Below are 23,793 nucleotides of genomic sequence, written 5' to 3'. Positions count from 1 at the left end.
TAACATGAAAACTGATGTGATTTATTTCCCGATTATGGTCTTAGTTTTATTCGGGCCATATTCGGAATTTTCGCAATATGTCCCGAGCATGCCTCGAATAAGACTAAGCTAAAACCCTGCATCATTTTTCGAATTTTTGATCTTTCATCCCAACTAATCCCATTGAATTTTCGCAATATGTCCCGAGCATGCCTCGAATAAGACTAAGCTAAAACCCTGCATCATTTTTCGAATTTTTGATCTTTCATCCCAACTAATCCCATTGAATTTATCGCTATAGGCTCGTCCTCCCTTTAAAAATTCTTTACCAAAATTTATTATACAGCATCGTACCCTTAGTCATATTATAAAACTCAAATGATGCCCAGTTAACAATGTGCTCCGATATTTAGCTTGAAAGCCCAAGTATGGATTTTTATTGCTTTTTTGAATGTACAGTGTTTTTCCAAGTTTGTTTTTTCTTTTCGTCCTATGCCTTATTCCTTTATCTGTATACTCCCAAAATGAAACTGAAGCCGAGGAAATAATGGTCAACCATATTCAGGATGAAAGTGAAGTGCCTACAGAATTATCCGATTATGCAGAAACCTTATCCTACTACCTAAAGCGACGCTTAGATTTGAATAGGGCTACCGCAGAAGACCTGCATCAATTATTTTTCCTTACCCCAGTTCAGGTGCAGCAGATCTTAAGGCATCGGGAGAAAGCTGGACCCTTTATCTCCACATTAGAACTTCAGGTTATTCCCAGTATCAATCTGGAAGTACTGGAACAATTGCTTCCATTTGTCAAGGTCAATGAAAATCTACTGGATGGAGAGGGTGATTTAAGGGGATTGGTCAAGAAAGCTAATGGATCTTGGATGATGACCTATAGCCGAGGATTACAGGTGCCTAGGGGTTATGAGATCGCGGATCCCAAAAGGTCAAGGTATTTGGGCACTCCCGATAAGATTATCAACCGTATCCGTTGGAATGCCCGTCAGAAACTCAAGATTAGCCTCAATATGAAAAAGGATGCCGGCGAACCTTTTCTTGTTGACCAAAAAAGGATGGGTTTCGATTATTATTCAGGTTCCGTTCTCATCAATAAGATCGGTCCCTTTGAAAAGCTTATTGTTGGCGACTACCTTTTGCAGTTTGGCCAAGGCCTGTCCTTATGGAATGGAGCAGTGTTGGGCAGATCTGCTTCCGTGGCAAATATCATGAAGCAGGGCTTAGGCATTAGAGCCCATACTGGATTGATGGAAAGTAAATTTATGCGAGGCATAGCCGTACAGGTCAAAAGAAAGGCATTTGAGTTTACGCCATTTTTTTCATTCAATAAACTTTCAGCCAGCCTAAATACTGATGGCTCTTATCCTTTTGTCAGTAGCATCAATTATTCTGGTTTACATCGAACGCCAAGCGAATTGAACAACCGAAAAAGGCTGCATCAAATGGTTTATGGGCTCCAATTAGGTTATATGGATTCCCGCCTAAAAATTGGTGCTAACCTATTGCATACCCAATTTGACTTACCCCTCAAGCTCAATACCCGACCATACAGTCAGCACAGATTTGAAGGTCAATACTTACAGAATGTTTCGGCCTATTATCAATATTACCTGTACAATATCTTGATGTTTGGGGAGTCAGCGCATTCCTTCGGGACGGGTTGGGCGCATAATCATGGATTGATCGCAGCACTTGGGAGGAAGTTCTCCATATCCATTTCTTATAGAAATTATGCAAAGGATTATCATGCCTTTTTTGCCCAGTCTTTTCAGGTACAATCCAATTTAGCAAATGAAGAGGGCCTCAATCTAGGATTTACATTCCACCCAACTCGAAAAATAGAATGGATGAATGGATTGGATTATGTGAATTTTCCGGGGATGAAATACCGCACTAAATTACCCTCATATTCCTTTCTGGGAAGAACCCAATTGAGTTATATCTGGTATAGAAAAGGGCACTTGAGATTACGTTATCAATATAAATTCTATCAGGAAAACTTCAATGCCGATCAGAAAGAATTCAAAGGTATCGCGGATGTGTCTAGGCAACAATTGAGGTTGATTTTCCTCTATAAGCTCAATAATTCCTTGCAGATTGGAAATCAAGTGGAAGTCAAGGAATTCCATAAAACGAATTTTGGTAAGCAGCATGCTATCATGGTTTATCAGGATTTAATCTGGAATCGACCCAAATGGAAAATAGGCGGGAATCTTCGCTTGGCCTATTTTAGTTCGGATTCCTATGATGCCAGATTGTTTGCTTATGAAAGGGATGTATTATATGGTTTTTCCTTTCCATCTTATTTCCGGAAAGGTTTTCGGACTTATTTGAACCAGAAGTTGAGACCTATTAAAGGAATTGATATTTGGCTAAGATATGCCTTGACACATTATTTTGCTGATGACAAGTTAGGCTCTGGACTGGATGAGATTGCAGACAATAATAAATCAGACGTCAAGGTACAGATCCGTTATTCTTGGTAAGCATGGAGTTTCGGGATTTGAAATTAGAGCAGGTTCCATTCTTTCGGGTATTTCTTTTCTTTACCCTTGGCATTTTAGTATCCTTCTTTATTCCTTGGGACTATGCCTATTTCCAAGGTCTGGCCCTATTGATCCTAATCCTTTTCTTTCTTCTGCTCCTTTATGGCTGGATTAAAAAGCCTAAGAAACTCCATTTGCTGATCTATGTCCTGTTGTTTCTGATAGGGATGTTCAGCCTTGCGCTAAAAATGCCCAAAGAAAAAATGGATTTAAGCCATGAGCTAATCTATTCTGGAAAATTACTGGATGAACCCATTAGAAAAGGCCAGGTTTTACGATGTCGGATTGAACTGGAATTCCAACATCAAGCTGCTGGTTCAATTGCGTATAGTACCCGCCTTATGGCAACTATTTGGGATCAAGATTCTATCCTTACTGATTTACACAAAGGGGATATCATTGGGTTTAAAGCCAAGGTCAAGGAGCTGGCCCCTGCCTTTAACCCAGGTCAATTTGATTATTCATCCTATTTGAAAGGAAAAGGGATATTCTATCAGGTATTCATTCCAAGGGAACAAGTATTGCTGCTTAGAAAAGGAAAGCTGAATAGATTTGAAAGCTGGGTTTTGCAATTCCGGGAAAGGCTACAGATTAATTTCAGGAAATTCATAAGGGATCCTTCAGCTTTTCAGATTGCCAGTGCCATCACCTTCGGGTATCGTACAGATATGTCTGATGAATTGTTGGAAGTCTTCTCTAACACCGGAACCATTCATGTGCTGAGTGTATCAGGGATGCATGTGGGCTTGATGTTCTTTCTTTTGAATCTGATCCTAAAACCAATAGATCGATTTCAGCAGGGCAGGAAGGCCAGATATATTTTTACCCTTTGTATGATATGGTTTTATGCTCTTATCTGTGGTTTTGTGCCAGCCGTATTGCGGGCCACCTTTATGTTTAGCTTGTTTTTGATAGGGCATTGGCGCAATCGGGTAATTTTTTCCTTAAATACGGTCTTTTCCTCCGCATTTCTTCTGTTGCTGTTTGACCCTTTTATGCTTTTTGATATAGGTTTTCAGTTATCCTATCTTGCGGTTATTGGCATCCTACTGTTTATTCCTATCCTTCAATATTTGTATTATTCATCCAATAATGGGGTCAATAAGCTTTTGGATCTACTTTACATTTCTATTGCTGCACAATTGACGACTACAGCTTTAGCAATTTTCTATTTCAACCAGTTCCCGACTTTCTTTTTGCTATCCAATTTATTGATTAGCTTGCCTTCCACTATCATCCTATATGCTGGCTTAGGATTAGTCGTATTTCCGATGGATGGAATAGGTGAGTTTTTTGGAGAGCTATTGAATCAATGCATTTTATTTTCCTATCAGATGCTTAAGTATATGGACTCCATTCCGTTTTCTAGCATACATGGAATCATAATAGATGCTTCCATTACCATACTTTCCTACATTAGCCTAATCTTTCTCTTTATAGCTTTTCAGAAGCAGGCAAAAATTTTTATCTATCCGGCTGTATTTTCCTTTATCCTGTTATTTTCCATGGTCCTTAGGACCAGGCTGGAGCATCGATCATTTGAAGGCCTAAAAATATATAATACCCGTAAACAACTGTGTCTTGCCTATATCAGGCAAGGGAATGTGCATTTAATCAGTACCTGTGATTCGCTCCAGCATAAAAGCCTTAAGTTTTCTGTGTTTCCAGATTTAAAGAAATATGTCGATAGCAAAGATGTACAGTTCGATAGATTGCATCCTAAAAATGAAAATCAATTGCTACATATCACTGATGATCTGGATCTATATATTCAGAATTCCAGTGTTCAGGATCATCGCCCTTCTAAAGTTTTACTGCTCAGGAACAATGCTCGGTTACCCAAGGAATTGCAAGCCTCCATAACCATTTTGGATGGGTCCAATTCAGATCAGCATATTGAAAAGTCGGTTGCAGAATTAAAAAGGGTAAACAGGGCTTATTACATATTGAAGGATAATTTTGCGTATGTTTGGGAGAGTAATCACGATGGAAAAAACTAGCTTATCCATATTAAAAGAGTATTGGGGATATGATAAATTTCGCCCTTTGCAGGAAGAAATTATCCATGAGATCCTCTTGGGAAATGACACCTTGGCCTTGATGCCTACCGGTGGGGGGAAATCCATTTGCTTCCAGGTTCCTGCCATGCTCCAAGAAGGGATTTGCATCGTGATCAGTCCATTGATTGCCTTGATGAAAGACCAAGTCGAAAACCTCAGGAAGAGGAGTATTTCGGCAATTGCCATTTATTCAGGCATGTCGCACCGAGAAGTGGACATTGCTTTGGACAATTGTATTTTCGGCAATATCAAATTCCTCTATTTGGCTCCCGAACGGCTATACAATGATATGGTTCAGGAAAGGATCCGCCACATGAAGGTGAATCTTTTTGCCATTGATGAAGCGCATTGTATTTCACAATGGGGCTATGATTTTCGACCTTCCTATTTGGAGCTGATCAAACTACGGGAATTACAGCCCAAAGTTCCAATTCTTGCATTGACTGCTACTGCTACCCCTAAAGTGGTAGAAGATATCCAAGAGAAGTTGGGCTTTGTGAAGCCAAATGTACTATCCAAGAGTTTCCGAAGGGAAAACCTTGGCTATATGGTTTTCAAGGAAGACTATAAGATGGGACGGATGTTGAAGATTATTTCGAAGATCGGAGGAACGGGGATTGTCTATGTAAGAAACCGTCGGGAAACCCAAGAGGTGGCTCGCTATCTGTTGAACCATGGCATACCGGCCGATTTCTATCATGCAGGTTTGGATATGCAAAGCCGTTCCAAAAAACAGGATGCATGGACAAGTAACCAGGTTCGCGTTATTGTGGCCACCAATGCTTTTGGGATGGGAATAGATAAACCTGATGTACGTTTCGTCATTCACTTGGACATTCCTGATTCGCTAGAGGCCTATTATCAAGAAGCTGGAAGGGCAGGTAGAGATGGAAAAAAAGCCTATCCAGTCTTATTGTATCAGCAGGCCGATCGCAATGAACTCTGGGAAAATATAGACCTGAGCTTTCCAGATTTTCAATATATCCAACAGGTCTACCATCATCTCTGTAATTACTTTCAGATCGCTTATGGTGCTGGAAAAGGCTTGACCTATGATTTCGACGTGGTCGATTTTGCCAAGAAATATAAATTGGAGGTGGTCAAGACCCTGAGTTCCCTGAAGTTCTTGGAAAGGGATAAATGGTTGTCATTGAGTGAAGCGGTCTATATTCCGGCAAGGATTAAATTCGAGGTGGATTTTCAGGAACTTTATAAATTCCAGGTACAGAGTGCTGCCTATGACCCATTGATCAAAGCCATTTTGCGGATTTATGGTGGTGTTTTTGACTATTATGTCCCGATCAATGAATTTGAACTTGCCAAGAAACTGAGCAAGCCCTATGAAGAGATAGTGCGGATGATGCGGTACCTGCAACAGCAAGAGCTGATGACCTATGTGGCCAAGACGGATTACCCACAGCTCCAATTTTTGCAACCCCGGGTAGATTATAAGAACCTCTACATCGATACCAAATTTATTGCTGAAAGAAAGCTGATCAAGGAAGATCAGGTAAAGGCTATCTATCATTACTTGGATGCCAAGGATTGCCGTAGTTTGAGTTTGCAGCATTATTTTGGGGAAGAAGCCAAGGAACCTTGTGGGGTATGCGATCTTTGTGTGGTTCGTGAGCATAAATCTGGTTTGGCAGAATCCATTGAAAAGAAGATTCAATTCCTTTTGCTGGCAAAGCCCATGTTGCTACATGATCTGATCGAGGCAATAGAAATAGGCAAAGATGAGGACCGCCTCAAAGTCCTCCGAAAGCTGCTTGATTCTGATGAGGTGAAATTGGAAAACGAGCTGTATAGTTGGAATGCCCTCTGATCCGTCGCCTTAAAAAAAGCCGATCCTAAGTAATTGTTCTTCCAAGGTTTATCGATTGAGTACGAAATCAAACAAGTTTTTGTACGCTTGTATATTGATAAAAAAATGTGTTATCTTTAATACTAACCAAATAAACTTTGTATGGAACAATTTATCATCTATTTACCAGCAGCACTCGCTGTATTGGGTCTGTTATTTATGTTTGTCAAAGCAGGATGGGTTGGTAAGCAAGATGCTGGCGACGGCAAGATGCAAACCATTTCCAAGAGTATCCAAGAGGGGGCGATGGCTTTCCTGAAGGCGGAATACCGAATCCTGTTAATTTTTGTTGTGATCGCATCGATTGCACTTTTCATCGTATCTACTTTGGTAGAGACTTCCCATTGGATTATCGTTGTTGCTTTTATCTGTGGTGCCTTTTTCTCGGCTTTGGCGGGGAACATCGGGATGCGGATAGCGACGCGGGCCAATGTCAGAACAACCCAAGCAGCCAGAACCAGTCTACCACAAGCCCTTAAGGTTTCCTTTTCTGGAGGTACCGTTATGGGATTAGGCGTAGCCGGATTGGCGGTATTGGGATTGAGCATTTTCTTTCTATTGTTCCTTAAGATGTTTTTGACCGAAGGCGGAAATTTCTATATGGAGATGACCGTTGTTTTGGAGGCCCTGGCAGGTTTTTCCTTAGGTGCGGAATCCATTGCCCTATTTGCTAGGGTAGGTGGTGGTATCTATACCAAAGCAGCTGACGTTGGAGCGGATTTAGTAGGTAAGGTAGAAGCTGGGATTCCAGAGGATGATCCTCGTAATCCAGCGACCATTGCCGATAACGTTGGGGATAATGTGGGTGATGTTGCTGGGATGGGGGCCGATCTATTTGGATCTTACGTGGCAACCGTATTGGCTTCGATGGTGCTGGGTAACTATATCATCAAGGACATGTCGGAAGTAAATGGATCACAGTTCACGGATGCTTTTAATGGCATGGGACCGATCTTGCTGCCTATCGTGATTGCTGGTGTTGGTATTTTAGCCTCTATCATCGGTACTTTCTTGGTTAAGGTTTCATCAAATGATGCCCGTGAAAACCAAGTGCAGAAGGCCTTGAATATGGGAAACTGGACATCGATCCTATTGACGGTGGTTGCTTGTTTCTTTTTGATCCAGTATATGTTGCCAGAGGTTATCCAGATGAAGTTTTTTGGTGAAGGCTATCAGGATGTCCCTAGAATGAATATTTTCTATTCAACCATTGTTGGTTTAGCGGTTGGAGGTTTGATTTCATCTTTTACAGAATACTATACCGGTTTGGGTAAGAAACCAGTTTTGAATATTGTACAGAATTCTTCTACCGGTGCGGCGACCAATATTATTGCCGGTTTAGCGACCGGTATGAAATCTACAGCCTCTTCGGTCATCCTATTTGCTTTGGCAATCTGGGGTTCATATGAACTGGCAGGTTTCTATGGAGTGGCGATTGCGGCTTCAGCCATGATGGCGACCACGGCTATGCAATTAGCAATCGATGCCTTTGGGCCAATTGCCGATAATGCGGGCGGTATTGCTGAGATGAGCGAATTGCCAAAAGAGGTGCGCCAGCGTACGGATGTTTTGGATTCGGTAGGTAATACTACAGCTGCGGTAGGAAAGGGTTTTGCCATTGCCTCAGCAGCATTGACCGCACTCGCTTTATTTGCAGCTTATGTGACCTTTACCGGAATTGATGGTATCAATATTTTCAAAGCCGATGTATTGGCAGCCTTGTTTATTGGTGGTATGATCCCAGTTGTATTTTCCGCTTTGGCAATGCAGTCGGTAGGTAAAGCGGCGATGGATATGGTGAACGAAGTAAGAAGACAATTCCGTGAAATTCCAGGCATCTTAGAAGGAACTGGAAAACCTGATTATGGAAGATGTGTGGATATTTCCACCAAAGCCGCATTGCGCGAAATGATGTTGCCGGGTGCCATTACCATTATCACCCCAATCATTGTTGGGTTTGTGATGGGTGCAGAGGCATTAGGAGCGTATATGGCGGGAGTTGCAGTTTCAGGAGTTATGTGGGCGATCTTCCAAAATAATGCCGGTGGAGCTTGGGATAATGCCAAGAAATCCTTTGAAGCTGGTGTTATGATCAATGGTGAGATGACCTTCAAAGGTTCTGATGCGCATAAAGCAGCAGTAACCGGAGATACCGTTGGTGATCCATTCAAAGATACTTCTGGTCCTTCCATGAATATCTTGATTAAATTGACTTGTCTAGTAGGGTTGGTCATTGCTCCAATCTTGGGCGGTCATCACCTCGCAGAAAATGCAAAGAAGGATAAGGTAGAAAATAAAGAAAAAGTGGTTATGGTTGATCATAAACCGATAATCACAAAAAATAAATAAGCATTAAACCTTTCTAAAATAAAAGCCCTCTGTCAAGCAAATTGCGACAGAGGGCTTTCTTTTTTTGAATAACGTGATTCGTTAAGCTGCTAGGAATAATTGGTTTTCTTGCTGTTCATACTATTTTAAAGAAGAAAGTATATCCAATTAATGCCCTCAAGATATTCAACAGGAAATTGATTACTGATCTATGTCTGGTATTATGTAAAAATGTCTCAAAACAAGATTTATTAAAGGACATAATGTCGTCTAAAAATTCTAAAAAAGGAGATCAAGCGATATTAAATGAATCCAGTAGCCTTGTTAACAAGGCTATATCTGACCCGAAAATAAAAGCTATAGCAATTAATTTTAGGAGGTAAGATTTTAGTTCTTACTAGTTTAATCTTCATAATCAATTCAAGACAAACTTCAATCACCTTTCATTCGCATTATTTTTATGGTTTCAGGTAGTAAGGCTTTTGTCCTTGGCGGAAAATTCGATAACAAAATAATTTTCAAAAAAATAATATTGACAAGTGATCGTTAAATTTGGGTTATTCGTTTGTAAATAAAGTAATGAAACATCATTAAATTTATAATCAATAAAACTTGTTTTATCAAAAGTTATTGAATTTTCTTTTTGAATAACATTTCCATTCGATATTATTTGTAAATCTGTTGAATGTACTTTTAGTTTATCAATATTTTTGTATTTGTAGTTTAACTGGGTTCCTGGAAAAACATTTAGCACTTTGTTAAGTCCAGTTAAAGTGCTAGGATTCCCCTTATTGGATTTAATTTCATTAACTTTTAGAGGAAATTTAAAAATTAAATGTTGTTCATTTTTTAAACTATATGTTACAATTTTTTCTGAATTTTTTAATTCTTCAAAATTGAAATCTTCAATTATTCCGGTATCCTTTGGCAACAAATTGTATAAGAGAGTATCATTTTCTAAAGTATTAATATTATTTGTAATGTATTTAGAATAATTTTTAGAATCATTTATTAAAATAAATGAATTTATGACAAAATATAAGCCATAGATAAAAATAATACCTGTAATAATTTTTAAAACAATTGAATATGATTTGTTTCTTTTCTTTTCTTTCACAATTTGATAATTTAATAGTTGTTTTTTAGAAATAATTATCTCAGTTTAACATTTATCACTAGTTTGTTGATGGAAGCTCCTGTTCTTTAGGAGCTTCCAATAGTAATTATATTTTTACTTAACGATCCTGATGACCTTGTTATCTGACCTTGCATTCACGGTCGGGTCGTACATACTTTCGATGCTGGTTATCCCGGAATTGAATTCCCCTAGGTTATTGGCCTTGACCTCGTACTCGAAAGTCCTTTTCCCTTTTTGCAGGGAATTGAAGAAGTAGTTGGTCGATGCATCTTTCAGGGTGAAATAGTAGTTGTTTCTCCAGCTGTAGCCCGAAGGTACGAATACAGGTTCCACGCCTGCAGGTCGGCTGTCCTTCAGGTGTACATATTCCAAGTCCTGGTCGTTGATGACGGTGATGACCACCTTGATCTTTTCGCCCAACTTGGCCTCATTGCTCTCCACCCATTTACCGTTCCGCTCTACCATGTACTGTTTGCTGACCTTGATGTCGTTGGTCGATGCCTTGACTTCGGATACTGGCAGGAAGTACTGATGGAATACCCCACCGAAGACCGTGCGGTCGTTGTGGTTCTCGATCTGTACGGACCTGTTTCGGTCAAGATCCTGCTTATTGAAGGTCTTGGATACCTGTCCCAGGACCACTGAGTCCATCTGTGCCTTCTGACCGTCGACCAGTACGGTTACGGCATTGTCCAGGTTGAAGTCCTTTGGATTGTTGGCCAGCAATAGGCTGTAGATGGCATCCACGGTCATCCAAGTGTTTCGCCAATAGTTGGCTTCCTTGCGGAAGAAGATCCATTGGCTGATCGGATTGAGCTTGCTCGGATCATGGAGCTTGTATGCCTCCAGCATATAACTATGCAGGCTGATGTCGTTGTACTGCTTTCCGTTGCTCTCCCAATACATGCCCCTGTCGGGATCCAGGATGACCTCCTGTTGGATCCTATTGCGGATCTCGTTGGATTCCTTGGAATCACCGAACAATTGGTTGACGATCCATGCCTTGGCTGCATAGCCGGCAGGTCCCTTGGCGGTGATGATTGGTGCCTTGGCGATCTTGGTCCGAAGGACCTTGCTGTTCTTCTCAGGGACCTTGACTTCCGAGTTCCAGAAGTGGCGAGCGTATAGGTAGTCTAGGGCGATATTGGCGGATGCCTTTTCCCTGGTTATGCTGCTGTCCTGGTCCAGATAGGTGGCCAAGCGTCTCATGCTACCGTTCATCTGCGGGTTCACTAGGCTGTGGTCTAGGTAGAATACCTTGCCCACGACCTCCAGTATCCTCATGGAGATATAGGTATCGGACTTTCCGCCTTCGAACCAAGGGAAGGATCCGTTATCAAGCTGTCCGCGGAGCAGCTTCTGCTCAATACCCTTGAGTTCGGATTCGATATTGGAATTGAAGAGTTCCGCCAAAGCCTCCAAGCGCTTGCTGTCATGCTGTATGTCGCGTAGCCAAGGCATTTCCTGCAGCTTCAGCTCGTTGAGCTGAGTATTCTCCTCCAGTCTGCTCTTGGTATCCTTTACCTTGATGGTCCTGAAATAATCGGAAATGGCAGGGTAGTGCTTGCCTATGTATTGAACCATCTTGAGACCGAACCATTTACTGCTGGACTGTTCGGTACATTCGTAAGGGTAGTTCTTGAGGTAGTCGAGGGCAGAGATGATCTCCAGGATCGGGTTGCTCTGTACCTGTACCTTGGCCTGTAGATTGTCCTTGCCGGCAGAAGCGATGCTGAAGTCCTGTTTTTGGCCGGCCTTCAGGGCAATCTTCTCGGTCTGGGAAATCAGCACCTTGTTGGACAGTACCGGCAGCTCCACGATCTCGCCATCGGAATGTTCCCCGCTTGCCGCAACGATCTTGACCTGCACGCTTGGGTATCCTTCAGGTACCTTGAGCTTCCAGGATACCGTTTGGTTGTTGTCCTTTGCTACGCTGAAGTCGGTCGTGATGTCGCCCAACACGAACTGTTCGCTGATATCGGCATTGTCGACCGGATTGATGATCTCGATCTTGGCATTACCCTGCTGTGGCTTGCCGCTGAGGTTCTGTACCTGAGCGATGATCTCGATCTGGTCAGATTCGCGGAAGTACCTAGGCAGGTTAGGACGTACCATCAGCTGCTTCTGGGTCTGGGTATAGAACTGTTCGGAACCCACCTCGAGGTTCTTGCCATGGGCAAAGAGCAAGAGCTTCCACTTGGTAAGGGCCTCGGGACTGTCAAACTCGAAACTGATGTTGCCATCTTTGTCGGTGTACAGGTTCGGGTAGAAGAAGGCCGTTTCCTGAAGGTTCTTGCGTGCTTGGACCTGAGAGAGGTCTACTCCTTGTTTCTTATTCTTTAATTCTTCAACTTGTGCCCTAAGATTAGGGTCTTTTAGTTCATCATATAATTGTACAGTTTCTTCCGTTACTTCATGTACATCGGCTGCTGCTTCAAGATTGACAGCAGATGTTGTGTTTTTAGCCATTCTTTGCATACCTTTCACTTCAACGGCGGAACCAGCTCTATTTAGAAGGGGACCATCATAATAGTTATGCAGGTTATTGACACCGCGATTTAACCAATAATTATCCCAAAGACCATAATTGTTGACTAAAGGTAATTCATTGCCTACTGCATTGATAATTTGTTCATTGAAGCCATAGGGACTTGAGGCTGATGAAGCGTAGAATAAATTGGTAAAATTATATCGCCTGTAATAGGATGGGCTATATCTGTCAAAAAAGGTAGGGAAATAATTAGCTCCAAAAACGTCTAATGACATGTCATACATGGTAGCCAAGACCTCGGAAGGAATGACCTTGTCCTTTTGCAAGATGCTAAAGCTCCATTTCTCTTTTGTTCCTGGCGTAATTTTATCTCTAAAACTGCTGATTTTAATTTTTAAATCTTGATCATCAGTTCGCTTAGGAGCGCTGATGAATTTATTTTCAATCTGGTTGTCTACAATTAATATAGCGTCCAATTGATAACCTCGTGAAAACTTTTCCTTATCAAATTTGAATTCATGGGTTGCTCGACCATTCTTTACAGGAATGGTAAAAGTCTCTTGTTTACCAAAGGAGTTACTTGGGAAAAGAATTATTTCCTTTGCATTAGGGACATCTGTGTAGAAATTTAATTTGACCTGTTCATCCAGACCATAATTTGGTTTATCAAAACTGTAGGTGAGGAAGTCATGATCGCTGCTCTTTTTGGTAACAGGGTCGAAAATGCTCACATCAGCTTGCCTTCTTATGGTATCCTTTCCTTGGATTGAAATGACTTCAACGTAATACTTTCCTTTTGGAAACAAGTTGGAGTCTATTTTCACAAGACTTGTATCCCTTGTGTCAAAGGAATAGGTTTTTACCAATTCTGAAGGTTTCTTGATGATTAAAGACTCATCAAATGAGGTTGGGAATAGTTTTTTGTACTCTGCATTACTGAAAATATGGTAATCCACATTTTTAAATATATTGTCATATTGATCCGGTAAAGCAATATTAGGTTCAGGATACTTGTAGATTTTTATCTTACCGGTCAAGGGCAAGGGCTGGTTGTTTTTATTCACGGTACTAATGAATAATTTATTCCATTTACCAGCTTCTTCTATTCTTGGACCTAGAATATTGATTAACCAAGGCTTGTCCGAATAGGTGTAAAAAACAGATGCTTGCTGCATTTCACCGGTCTGGTTTACGACCTCAGCGGTTACACTGATGTTGAAATCTTCCAATTTATTTAATGCGGTATCTTCTAATGGAATCCTGATGGTAAATTTTCCTTGCTCATCAGCGATAATTGAGCTATCCGCTAAGGTGAAACTAGTATAATTACGACCATAGGAGTTTATTTGTACTTTGTAATTCACTGATGAACCTACTAGGGGCACACCGGAATAGGACTCCACTTTTCCAACAAATTCGGCTATATCTGAGCGTTTATAGGTTTCCTTATTGGTTTCAAATTTAACGCTAAAGGTAGGACGCTTATACTCTTCCACACTTAGGTAGTGATAGCCAATTTGGGTTCCTTTATCCATAATCAGAATATTGAATCCGCCCGCCAAGGTATTGGCAGGGATTTGAAGTTCTCCGTTTACAGAACCAAATGCATTACTGGTCAAAGACAAGGAGTCTACCTTCTGACCGTTGGCATCCTGAAGGATAACATCTAGTTTTTTACCTTCTATTACTTTTCCACTTAATGAGCTGTTGTTATAAACAATTCCTTTGAAGTAAAGCTTTTGACCGGGTCTATAAATCCTTCTATCGGTTAGGATCTTGGTATTGAACCTAACCCTATCCTCTTCTTTCTCGATCTGCGAAAAGCTATAATTTAAAGGAGCAGCCATGTCGATGATCTGCTTTTCCTCGGCAAGGTAAAGCATCGCCCCAGATTGATAGCGATAATATGAATCCTTATTGATATCTACTGAAAACTCTCCATTCTGATTAGTTTTCATTTTATGAACCAGCTTTGGTGCTTTTCCTGAATTTACATCATAGATCTCCAACGATTTATCAGCATAAGGCAAACCCGTCTTTCGATTGATCAGCAAACCTTTGAAAAGATATTCTGTATTCTTCCCTTTCTCCAGTTCTGTGTAGTTAAATAAATCCGAAACAATAAAACTTGATGAGGACACGGTATTGAATAGACCATCAGCCTTGAATTCAGGATTGTTTGAAATAAGGGCTACATAATTGCCAAAAGGAAGAGCATTTATCTTGTAAATGGTTGAATGTCTTTTATAATCATCAAAAGATTTTATTGGGATTTCCTCTGCATACACCTCTTCAGCATTTACCCCTACTTTTTTCGTTATGCTATCTAATTTTACTTCAAATTTCTTATAGTTTGTTGGGGTATTGGTCACATTGAAAACTTTCAAGTAGAGCTTTTCCGCATTTTTAAAGGATAGCCGGACAGGACTGTTGACATTGGAAGGATTTATCTGAGGATTATAAAACTGTATTTCAACACTTTTTAATTGTTGATCCATGAGCTCAACATCATTGATCCAAGGGGATGTTGGGTACTCTTGTTTTGCTTTGGTTAGGAATTCGACTGCCTTTTTTGTTTCATTGTTGCTGTTCAAGGTTTCTGCAATGATGGCATAGATGAATGCGTTATAATCACTCTTGTTTTGGGCAATTACGTTTTTCAAAGCATCAACATAGCCATCTTTTTTTTGATAGCTAGGGGAAATATTGTTCACCAATAAATAGGAGGTCGCATCAGCGTATCCTGCTTTTTTATTGATACTGAGCAAATCTTCTGATATATTTTTGATTTTTGCTGCATTCTTTTCCCTATCCCTTCGCAAAAAAGCGAGGTATGGATTAATATTGAAATGGTATAGCGTAGGACTGAGGCTTAGATTTTTGCTGGTAGCAAAGAGTGATTTCCAGTTTTCAATAGGTTGCTTCAAGAGAAGGTCTTTGTTCTCCAAGGATTTATTGAACAGGGAGTCCAAGATTTTATACTTGGCTTCTTCATCTGCCTCTAAAAATTTATTCTTGCTTTCGCTATAGTAATCGATATTGCTTCCTAAAAACTGGGCATAAAAACTATAGAGTAGACTTCTTTGAACTCCCTCTGTTTGGTTGATGTTGGTTTGGAAGTGTTTGTCAACCTTATCAAAAAAGTCTTCTTGTGTGGTATTGACTTGAAGCAATTGGCTCTCTGCTAAGATAGCTCGAAGCTCCATTGGGCCATTTTTAGATTTTTTGGCGTAAGTTTTTATTTCATTCAGAAATGGGGCAGTCTGTTCATAATTCCCAATGGAAATTAGTCTGTCCACTTCTTTCCATTTTTCTTCTATCATGTTTGTCGTTTTAGATTCTTGACTGAATAGCAGGATGGGTGTAAGTGCGAATAATAGGATGAATAATTGTTTCATATAACATAAACCTTAAAGTTCATAACCTTGTTTTTGCGATGGATGCAGAAAAGGAAGTGATTCCATAAAGCTAAAAAAAAAATAATGGAGAAAAGCTGATATTTTATAATTGAAAGAAATCTCTATTGAGGAATTTATATTTAGAATTATTGCTTTTTTATTAAACCTTCAACGATTTCCAATAGGAAGGGAATGCCAGGGTTTCTGTTCTTTTTACTCCAGATAAGGGAAAGTGTGGTGCGCTGTGGCAGGTGGTTTAATTCTAAGAAATCAACATGGGTATGGTAGCCTTTTTTCAAGGAAGTAGGTACAATGGCCACGCCCAAGCCTTGGCTGACTAGATTAAAAATACTTAATGCATTGACTGTGCGAAGCGCTACGTGCGGATCAAAATCGTGGTCCTCGAAAATACTCATCACCAGTTCATAATAGGAGTTGCTATACTCCTTTGAAAAGAGGATAAAGGATTCTTCTTTAAAATCATGGAGATTTACTTTTCCCTTTGGCCTAGGCATTGAGTTTTTAGGAACCACCAAGGAGAAATGTTCCGTTAAGATGGGAATGGATTTTAAGCCAATCGGCGTGTCCTTGACCCGTACAAATCCGAAATCCAATTCTTGTTTATTGATCATGTCAATCTGAATCTCATTGGCGAGTTCATTGAGCGTGATATCGATCAGTGGTTGCTTCTGTTTCAGCTCCACCAGCAATTGGGGCAACATGGCTTGGACGGCAGAACCGATAAAACCGAGCTTCAATGAGGTAATCTTGCCTTCAGAAATCTTTTGGATATGGTCTTTGACATTATCTAGTTGGTTGAAAATCAAATCCACCTCTTTTTTAAGGTAAATCCCTGTTTCGGTCAATTCCACATTGCGCTTGTCGCGAATAAAGAGCCTTGTGCCATAATACTCCTCCAGTTGCTTGATCTGTCTGGAAAGTCCCGGCTGAGCGATGAAAAGCCTCTCAGCTGCCCTTCTGAAGTGTAATTCCTCGGCTACGACCTTGAAATATAAGAGATGTCTAAGTTCTATTTGATAATTCATGGTTATCAGTTGTTGCTAAAATTGATATTGCCAATTATCAAATATAGCAGGTAAATTTGGGTTACATAGGGAAATATTATGAAAACTTTTAAATACGGAGAAGATTATTTGAATAGTTCAATAGCCATGGCTATTGCGAATTCAGCATGCTCAGGGTTATTGACTGATGAAACCATCAGTAAAATAAACCAAAGTGCCCAGTATGTGCAAGAGATTGTGGATGCTGGTAAGGTGGTGTATGGAATCAATACGGGTTTCGGACCATTGTGTACTACTTTGATCAGTCCTCAGGATACTAAAAAATTACAGGAAAATATACTGAAAAGCCATGCCGTCGGGGTAGGCGAGCATATTGATAAGGAATTGAGCAAGCTCATGCTCATCCTAAAAGTGCATGCCTTATCAAAAGGTTTTTCGGGAGTCCAATTGACTACAGTAGAACGTATTATTTGGCATATTCAGAATGATGTGATTCCAGTTGTTCCCAAGCAAGGTTCTGTGGGTGCATCTGGAGATTTGGCCCCTTTATCACACTTGTTTTTGCCTTTGATTGGTTTAGGGAAAGTTTGGAAAGATGGTAAATCGGTCGATGCAGCATCCGTTCTTCAGGAATTTGGAATGGAACCTATCCAATTGGGCGCCAAAGAAGGTTTGGCCCTGATCAATGGTACGCAATTTATGGCAGCCCATGGCGTAAAAGCAGTGGTGGAAATGAATAGATTGATGAATAATGCCGACCTGATTGCGACCTTAATGATCGAAGGATTGAATGGCTCTATCAAGCCTTTCTTTGCTGAATTGCATCAACTGAGACCTTATAAAGGGAATACTTTTGTCGCCTCTACTATATTCAATTTGTTGAAAGAATCCGAGATTCTGGAATCCCATAAAAATTGTTCCCGTGTTCAGGATCCTTATTCCTTGCGTTGTATCCCACAAGTGCACGGGGCTTCTAGGAATGCTTGGTTGCACTTTAAGGAAATCATTGAGACTGAAATCAATTCGGTAACTGATAACCCAATCATCATCAATAGCGAACTGACCATCAGTGGTGGTTCATTCCATGGTCAGCCGATTGCTTTGCCTTTAGACTATGCTACGCTTGCAGTATCTGAATTGGGAAATATTTCTGACCGTAGGGTTTACTTATCTCTTGAAGGTGAAACTAATGGCGTCCCTAAATTGTTGATGAAGGCAACAGGTTTAAACTCTGGATTTATGATCCTTCAATACAGTACCGCTGCCATCGCCAGTGAAAACAAAGGGCTTTGCTTCCCGGCTAGTGCGGATAGCATCCCAACTTCATTAGGACAGGAAGACCATGTGAGTATGGGTTCTATCTCAGGTAGGAAACTCCTGCAGGTGTTGGATAACGTGGATAAGATATTAAGTATTGAAATGCTGTGTGCTGCTCAAGCGAAGGATTTCCACAATCCGAAACAGTCGACTGCAGTGATCGAGGCTATCCATCAACATATCAGGACTAGGATTCCACATATTGAGGAGGATCAACCTATGCAGGATATCTTGGACAATGCTTTGGCCATCATTAAATCTGGGGAGTTGATCGAGGTAGCAAAAAAGGCTGCCAAGGAAAATAATATCCCATATTTTGGGGATGCTGCTGAATATTTTGAAAACTATTGATCATGAAAGAGAACGGAAAGTTAATAGGATCATTCAAACAAGTGCTGACTATGCAGCATTTGCCGCTGAAGGGTGCTTTAAAAGACGAACAATTGGAAATCATAGAACAAGCAGGTATTTATGTCGTTGATGGTAAAATAAGCATTGTAGGCGATTTTAATGGCCTGAAAGAGGCTTTGCCAAAGGATATTGAAATCGTTGAACTGAAAGGCGATTTTGTTGCTCTTCCTGGATATATAGATTGCCATACCCATATCGCCTTCGGTGGAAACCGAGCTAATGACTTTGCCATGCGTAATGCCGGAAGCTCATACCTAGAAATAGCAGAAGCTGGTGGCGGTATCTGGAGCACCGTAAAACATACTCGTGCTTGTAGCCAAGAAGAATTAAAAGCTTTGACCCTGAAACGTGCTGATGCCCTGTTGAGACAAGGTATAACGACTGTGGAGGTTAAGAGCGGCTATGGTCTTCAAGTGGAAGAGGAATTGAAAACCCTTCGTGCCATCAAAGAGGCAAACCAATCCTCTTATGTAGATCTGGTTTCGACCTGCCTTGCTGCTCACATGCATCCTAAGGATCATGAAGGGAATGCCGAAGATTATCTTTTTGAAATGGGGGAGAAACTCTTCCCTATCCTTAAGTCTGAGAATTTAACCAATCGGATCGATGCCTTTGTTGAGAAGAGTGCCTTCTCGGCGGAACAAATCTTACCATATTACCAGAAAGCCAAAGAAATGGGCTTTGATCTTACGGTCCATGCCGATCAATTCAGCACCTCTGGTTCTAAACTGGCAGTTGAATTAGCAGCAGTTTCTGCCGATCATTTAGAAGCCTCTACTGAAAATGAAATCAGCTTATTGGCAGGTTCAGAAGTGATTCCGGTGGCATTGCCCGCGGCTTCATTAGGTATAGGCTGTGCCTTTACCCCAGCGCGGAAGCTATTGGATGCTGGCGCTAGCTTGGCCATTGCAACGGATTGGAACCCTGGTTCTGCCCCAATGGGTAAATTGATCGAAAGCGCAAGTATCTTGGCAACGATGGAAAAGCTTAGCAATGCTGAGGTATTGGCAGGGATAACCTACAGGGCTGCTAAGGCCTTGAATTTGGACGATAGGGGACGATTGATGGAAGGAAAACTGGCTGATTTCGTTGTATACGATACGGATAATTATCAAAACATCACCTACCTGCAAGGCGGATTACAGCCAAAGGCCGTGTGGAAAAATGGAATCGAAGTATTTGTTAGAAATGATTAATAACATGATAGAAAAAGATTTTAAGGAAGCAATCTTGCAGGGTATTCCTTCAGAATTACCTGCAAAAGCTATTCTAGATAATAAAGTAAGCCATGCCCCAAAACGCAAGGCGATATTAAGTCCGGAAGAAGAAAAGTTAGCCATTCGAAATGCATTGCGCTATTTTCCAAAAGAATGGCATTCTGAACTGGCTTCTGAGTTTTTGGAAGAACTGAGAACTTACGGACGTATCTACATGTATCGGTTTAGACCTCAATACGAAATGTATGCAAGGCCTATTTCCGCATATCCAGCACAGAGCCAGCAAGCTGCAGCTATCATGTTGATGATCCAAAACAATTTGGATCCTGCAGTTGCGCAACATCCGCACGAACTGATCACTTATGGTGGCAATGGCGCTGTTTTCCAAAACTGGGCACAATACCTATTGACCATGAAATACTTGTCGCAGATGACCGAGCAGCAAACCCTGCACATGTATTCTGGGCATCCTATGGGACTTTTCCCATCATCTGAAAATGCACCAAGGGTAGTCGTGACAAATGGAATGATGATCCCGAATTATTCTAAACCTGATGATTGGGAAAAATTCAATGCCTTGGGGGTGACCCAATATGGACAGATGACCGCCGGCTCCTATATGTACATTGGTCCACAGGGAATAGTTCATGGGACCACCATCACTGTGATGAATGCATTCAGAAAACATCTTCCTGAAGGAGAATCAATACAAGGCAAAGTTTTCGTGACATCTGGCTTGGGTGGAATGAGTGGTGCACAACCTAAGGCAGGTAATATTGCTGGTTGTATCACCGTATGTGCGGAAGTTAATCCCGCCGCAGCAAGGAAAAGACATGCGCAAGGTTGGGTAGACCTTTTGCTGGAAGATATGGAAGGTCTAATCTTGGCGGTAAAAGCAGCTATGGCTAAGAAAGAAGTGATTTCAATAGCTTATATCGGTAATATCGTTGATGTTTGGGAACAATTTGATAAACAGAATATACCAATTACAGTGGGTTCCGATCAGACCTCATTACATAATCCTTGGTCTGGAGGATATTATCCTGTGGATCTAAGTTTTGAAGAGTCAAACGACCTCATCGCCAATAATCCAGAGCAATTTAAGAAAGAGGTCCAAAGGACCTTGGTTCGCCATGCAGATGCTATCAATAGACATGTGGCAAAAGGAACCTATTTCTTTGATTATGGGAATGCATTCCTTTTGGAAGCCAGTCGTGCTGGTGCGGATGTAATGGCTAGCAATGGAATCGATTTTAAATATCCTTCCTATGTGCAGGACATCCTTGGGCCTATGTGCTTTGATTATGGATTTGGTCCTTTTCGATGGGTTTGTACATCAGGAAAGGCAGAGGACCTTCGATTGACCGATCAATTGGCCTTGGAAGTGATGAAGGAACTTCAAAAAAATGCCTCCTCCGAGATTGTCCAACAGATGGAAGATAATATCAAATGGATCTCCGAAGCGGAGAACAATAAATTGGTGGTGGGTTCGCAAGCTCGTATCCTCTATGCAGATGCATTGGGTAGGATGCGAATTGCGGAAGCTTTCAATCAAGCAGTCGATGATGGTCGATTATCCGCACCAGTCGTTTTAGGCCGTGACCATCACGATGTGAGTGGTACCGACTCACCTTATCGTGAGACTAGCAATATTTACGATGGCAGTAAATTTACAGCCGATATGGCTATCCATAACGTTATCGGAGATAGCTTCCGTGGTGCTACTTGGGTGTCGATCCACAATGGTGGTGGAGTAGGCTGGGGAGAAGTAATCAATGGTGGTTTCGGAATGGTCTTAGATGGTTCGGAAGCTAGCGATCGTAAATTAAAGCAAATGCTTTTCTTTGATGTCAATAATGGTATTGCCAGAAGAGCATGGGCTAGAAATAAGGAAGCCATCAGCGCCATTGAGACTGAATTGGAAAGGACATCTACGCTTAAAGTTACCAAAGCAGAATTAGTAGATGACCAATTAATAGATAACCTATTTGAATAAACCTGCTATGGAAGCACTAGGTAATGTTTTTTACAAGCCTTCTGAAAAACAGATATGGACTGGCCGAATCGATGGCGAAACTCCTGAATTTCTTCGTTGGCATCAATTGATGACCTGCATTGACTTAGACACTGATCTTCCTTCTCTTGAAAAGCAGATTGTGTTCTTGGGATTCTGTTGTGATGAAGGAGTTAAGCGAAATCAAGGACGAATAGGAGCGAAGGATGCACCGGCGGCTTTACGCAAGGTACTCGCAGGACTCCCAAACCATTTGCAAGCTGAAGTTAAATTAGCCGATGCTGGCGATGTAATCTGCATTGCTGAAGATATGGAAGCTGCACAAAATGAACTCGGCAAAAGAGTAGCCCAGATCCTTGATCATGGCGGTTTCCCCATTGTCTTAGGAGGTGGTCATGAAGTGACATATGGTCATTTTAATGGACTGAAAGCCCATAGTAAATCTAAAAAGCTCGGCGTGATCAATCTGGATGCACACTTTGATATACGGAATTTAGCGAATAATCAAGGGAATTCAGGAACTGGATTCTATCAGATTTTTCAAGATGCTGCAAAAGAAGGCTTCGAACCTAGTTACCTAGCCATAGGTATCCAAGATATCAGCAATACCCAAGCCTTGTTCAACTATGCAAAAGAAAAAGGCGTACAGGTTATCAAACGAGAAGAAATCTTTCCAGGAAATATCGATAAGGTCATTGCACAGATACAATCCTTTGCCGAACAGACGGACGCAATCTACCTTACAGTGGATATGGATGTTTTTGCTGCATCCTATGCGCCTGGAGTGAGTGCGCTAGCGTTCAATGGAATTGTTCCTGACCATGGCTTTCAGCAAATATTCAAAAGCATAATGAATCTCCCAAATCTCAAATGCATAGACTTCGCAGAAATTAATCCCCTTTATGATATTGACAATAGGACGACAAAGTTGGCCGCTGATCTCATTTTTCGCCTAGTGAATAATAAGCGATAATATGTAACTTTAAAGAAACATAAAAACAGGAGACACATGTCAAATATTGATTTCATCAGAGAAGAAACAGCAGCCAACATCGGAAACTTTATGGTAGGCAGGTTATTGCCTTTCCGTCAGAAACGTTCCATTGGCCCTTTTGTGTTTATAGATCATATGGGCCCTGCTTGTTTAGCAGACCATGAGAATTTGGATGTTGGACCCCATCCTCATATAGGTTTGTCTACCTTGACCTATCTGTTTGATGGTTCGATCTTTCATCGTGATAGTCTAGGTACTGCCATGGAAATCAAACCCGGTGCAGTCAACTGGATGACGGCAGGGAAGGGTGTAGTCCATTCCGAAAGAACACCCGAATACCTTCGCCAAAAGGATAAATATCTCCATGGCTTGCAGATCTGGGTAGCACTACCAAAAGACCTAGAGTTTATGGAACCTGAATTCCACCATACTGAAGCCAATGAAATACCCACTTGGAAAGATGGCGATGTTGCCTACAAACTGATCGCTGGTGAAGCCTTCGGTAAGAAATCGCCAGTCCCTGTTTACAGCAAACTTTACATGATTGAAGTTAAAGCCGAGAAAGATGCCTTAATAGATATTAGAGGAGAGTTGTACGGCGAAAGCGGTCTGTATATCCTAGAAGGAGAGGTTGATAGCAATGGCTTTAACTACGGTCCAAAGCAGATCTTGATAACCTTAGACGCACATCTATGTACCTTTGAAATGAAAGCCGGAACAACCGTCTATATATTCGGAGGAGAACCCTTCCCAGAAGAACGTTTTATCTCTTGGAACTTTGTAGCCAGCGATAAAAGTACAATCGATGAAGCCAAAGAAAAATGGATCAACCATGAATTCCCCAAAGTACCAGGCGATGACGGCTATGTGCCGCTTCCAGTAAGATAGTATTAAGTATTTAGTAGTTAGTATTTAGTAGTTAGACAGCGATTGAAAGAATAGCAAAGGCTATATTATCTTTAATAAAAAGGAAGTTGAATATTTAAAATTCCTT

Annotated in this window: 12 protein-coding genes and 1 pseudogene; 9 read left to right on the top strand and 4 right to left on the bottom strand. The window is 41.1% G+C overall.

Features of this window, described 5'->3' with window-relative positions:
- Positions 1-526 precede the first annotated feature (526 nt).
- The 4 genes from CKW03_RS15100 (at position 527) to CKW03_RS15085 (ending at position 8,815) form a co-directional block, all read left to right on the top strand.
- Positions 527-2,482: a ComEA family DNA-binding protein gene (locus CKW03_RS15100; protein ID WP_157739542.1), complete on the top strand. Its 1,956-nt coding sequence runs from the start codon at positions 527-529 to the stop codon at positions 2,480-2,482.
- 2 nt (positions 2,483-2,484) lie between these two features.
- On the top strand, positions 2,485-4,542 hold the full coding sequence (locus CKW03_RS15095) for a ComEC/Rec2 family competence protein (protein ID WP_093098359.1): 2,058 nt from the start codon (positions 2,485-2,487) through the stop codon (positions 4,540-4,542).
- A complete protein-coding gene (locus tag CKW03_RS15090; protein WP_093098357.1) occupies positions 4,508-6,427 on the top strand; it encodes a RecQ family ATP-dependent DNA helicase in 1,920 nt (639 codons plus the stop codon). Before CKW03_RS15095 ends, CKW03_RS15090 begins: the two co-directional genes overlap by 35 nt.
- A 141-nt stretch (positions 6,428-6,568) precedes the next feature.
- A complete protein-coding gene (locus CKW03_RS15085; RefSeq protein ID WP_093098356.1) occupies positions 6,569-8,815 on the top strand; it encodes a sodium-translocating pyrophosphatase in 2,247 nt (748 codons plus the stop codon).
- 81 nt (positions 8,816-8,896) lie between these two features.
- Here the strand turns inward: CKW03_RS15085 and CKW03_RS20920 are convergent.
- The 4 genes and pseudogenes from CKW03_RS20920 to CKW03_RS15070 form a co-directional block, all read right to left on the bottom strand.
- Positions 8,897-9,023: pseudogene (locus CKW03_RS20920) on the bottom strand (IS982 family transposase); the annotation flags it as partial.
- A gap of 237 nt (positions 9,024-9,260) precedes the next feature.
- Positions 9,261-9,911, bottom strand: coding sequence for a hypothetical protein (locus tag CKW03_RS15080; RefSeq protein ID WP_093098354.1), 651 nt, complete (start codon positions 9,909-9,911; stop codon positions 9,261-9,263).
- A 114-nt stretch (positions 9,912-10,025) separates the two neighbouring features.
- A complete protein-coding gene (locus CKW03_RS15075; RefSeq protein WP_093098353.1) occupies positions 10,026-15,821 on the bottom strand; it encodes an alpha-2-macroglobulin family protein in 5,796 nt (1,931 codons plus the stop codon).
- 146 nt (positions 15,822-15,967) lie between these two features.
- Positions 15,968-16,867: a LysR family transcriptional regulator gene (locus CKW03_RS15070; protein ID WP_093098351.1), complete on the bottom strand. Its 900-nt coding sequence runs from the start codon at positions 16,865-16,867 to the stop codon at positions 15,968-15,970.
- Between the two features lie 78 nt (positions 16,868-16,945).
- Between CKW03_RS15070 and hutH the strand changes: the two genes are divergently transcribed.
- From hutH to CKW03_RS15045, 5 genes are read left to right on the top strand one after another with little or no spacing between them, the layout of a single operon-like run.
- Positions 16,946-18,514 carry a histidine ammonia-lyase gene (hutH, locus tag CKW03_RS15065; protein ID WP_093098350.1) on the top strand — a complete coding sequence of 523 codons (1,569 nt, stop codon included), beginning with the start codon at positions 16,946-16,948 and terminating at the stop codon, positions 18,512-18,514.
- Positions 18,515-18,516: 2 nt separating this feature from the next.
- Positions 18,517-19,770: an imidazolonepropionase gene (gene hutI, locus CKW03_RS15060; RefSeq protein ID WP_093098348.1), complete on the top strand. Its 1,254-nt coding sequence runs from the start codon at positions 18,517-18,519 to the stop codon at positions 19,768-19,770.
- Between the two features lie 4 nt (positions 19,771-19,774).
- A complete protein-coding gene (locus CKW03_RS15055; RefSeq protein WP_093098508.1) occupies positions 19,775-21,787 on the top strand; it encodes a urocanate hydratase in 2,013 nt (670 codons plus the stop codon).
- A 7-nt stretch (positions 21,788-21,794) separates the two neighbouring features.
- Positions 21,795-22,778 carry a formimidoylglutamase gene (gene hutG, locus CKW03_RS15050; protein WP_093098347.1) on the top strand — a complete coding sequence of 328 codons (984 nt, stop codon included), beginning with the start codon at positions 21,795-21,797 and terminating at the stop codon, positions 22,776-22,778.
- A gap of 36 nt (positions 22,779-22,814) precedes the next feature.
- Positions 22,815-23,687, top strand: coding sequence for a pirin family protein (locus CKW03_RS15045; protein WP_093098345.1), 873 nt, complete (start codon positions 22,815-22,817; stop codon positions 23,685-23,687).
- Positions 23,688-23,793: the final 106 nt, after the last annotated feature.

It is taken from the genome of Sphingobacterium mizutaii (assembly GCF_900187125.1).
Taxonomy (GTDB): Bacteria; Bacteroidota; Bacteroidia; order Sphingobacteriales; family Sphingobacteriaceae; genus Sphingobacterium; species Sphingobacterium mizutaii.
The sequence above is the reverse complement of the archived record's forward strand: the minus strand, read 5'-3'. Positions and strand labels throughout refer to the sequence as shown.

Bases quoted from the DNA above. Each gene is read 5' to 3' on its own strand.
- CKW03_RS15100 (WP_157739542.1), top strand. From the start codon at position 527: ATGGTCAACCATATTCAGGATGAAAGTGAAGTGCCTACAGAATTATCC.
- hutI (WP_093098348.1), top strand. From the start codon at position 18,517: ATGAAAGAGAACGGAAAGTTAATAGGATCATTCAAACAAGTGCTGACT.
- CKW03_RS15090 (WP_093098357.1), top strand. From the start codon at position 4,508: ATGTTTGGGAGAGTAATCACGATGGAAAAAACTAGCTTATCCATATTA.
- CKW03_RS15055 (WP_093098508.1), top strand. From the start codon at position 19,775: ATGATAGAAAAAGATTTTAAGGAAGCAATCTTGCAGGGTATTCCTTCA.
- hutG (WP_093098347.1), top strand. From the start codon at position 21,795: ATGGAAGCACTAGGTAATGTTTTTTACAAGCCTTCTGAAAAACAGATA.
- CKW03_RS15075 (WP_093098353.1), bottom strand. From the start codon at position 15,821: ATGAAACAATTATTCATCCTATTATTCGCACTTACACCCATCCTGCTA.
- hutH (WP_093098350.1), top strand. From the start codon at position 16,946: ATGAAAACTTTTAAATACGGAGAAGATTATTTGAATAGTTCAATAGCC.
- CKW03_RS15085 (WP_093098356.1), top strand. From the start codon at position 6,569: ATGGAACAATTTATCATCTATTTACCAGCAGCACTCGCTGTATTGGGT.
- CKW03_RS15045 (WP_093098345.1), top strand. From the start codon at position 22,815: ATGTCAAATATTGATTTCATCAGAGAAGAAACAGCAGCCAACATCGGA.
- CKW03_RS15070 (WP_093098351.1), bottom strand. From the start codon at position 16,867: ATGAATTATCAAATAGAACTTAGACATCTCTTATATTTCAAGGTCGTA.
- CKW03_RS15095 (WP_093098359.1), top strand. From the start codon at position 2,485: ATGGAGTTTCGGGATTTGAAATTAGAGCAGGTTCCATTCTTTCGGGTA.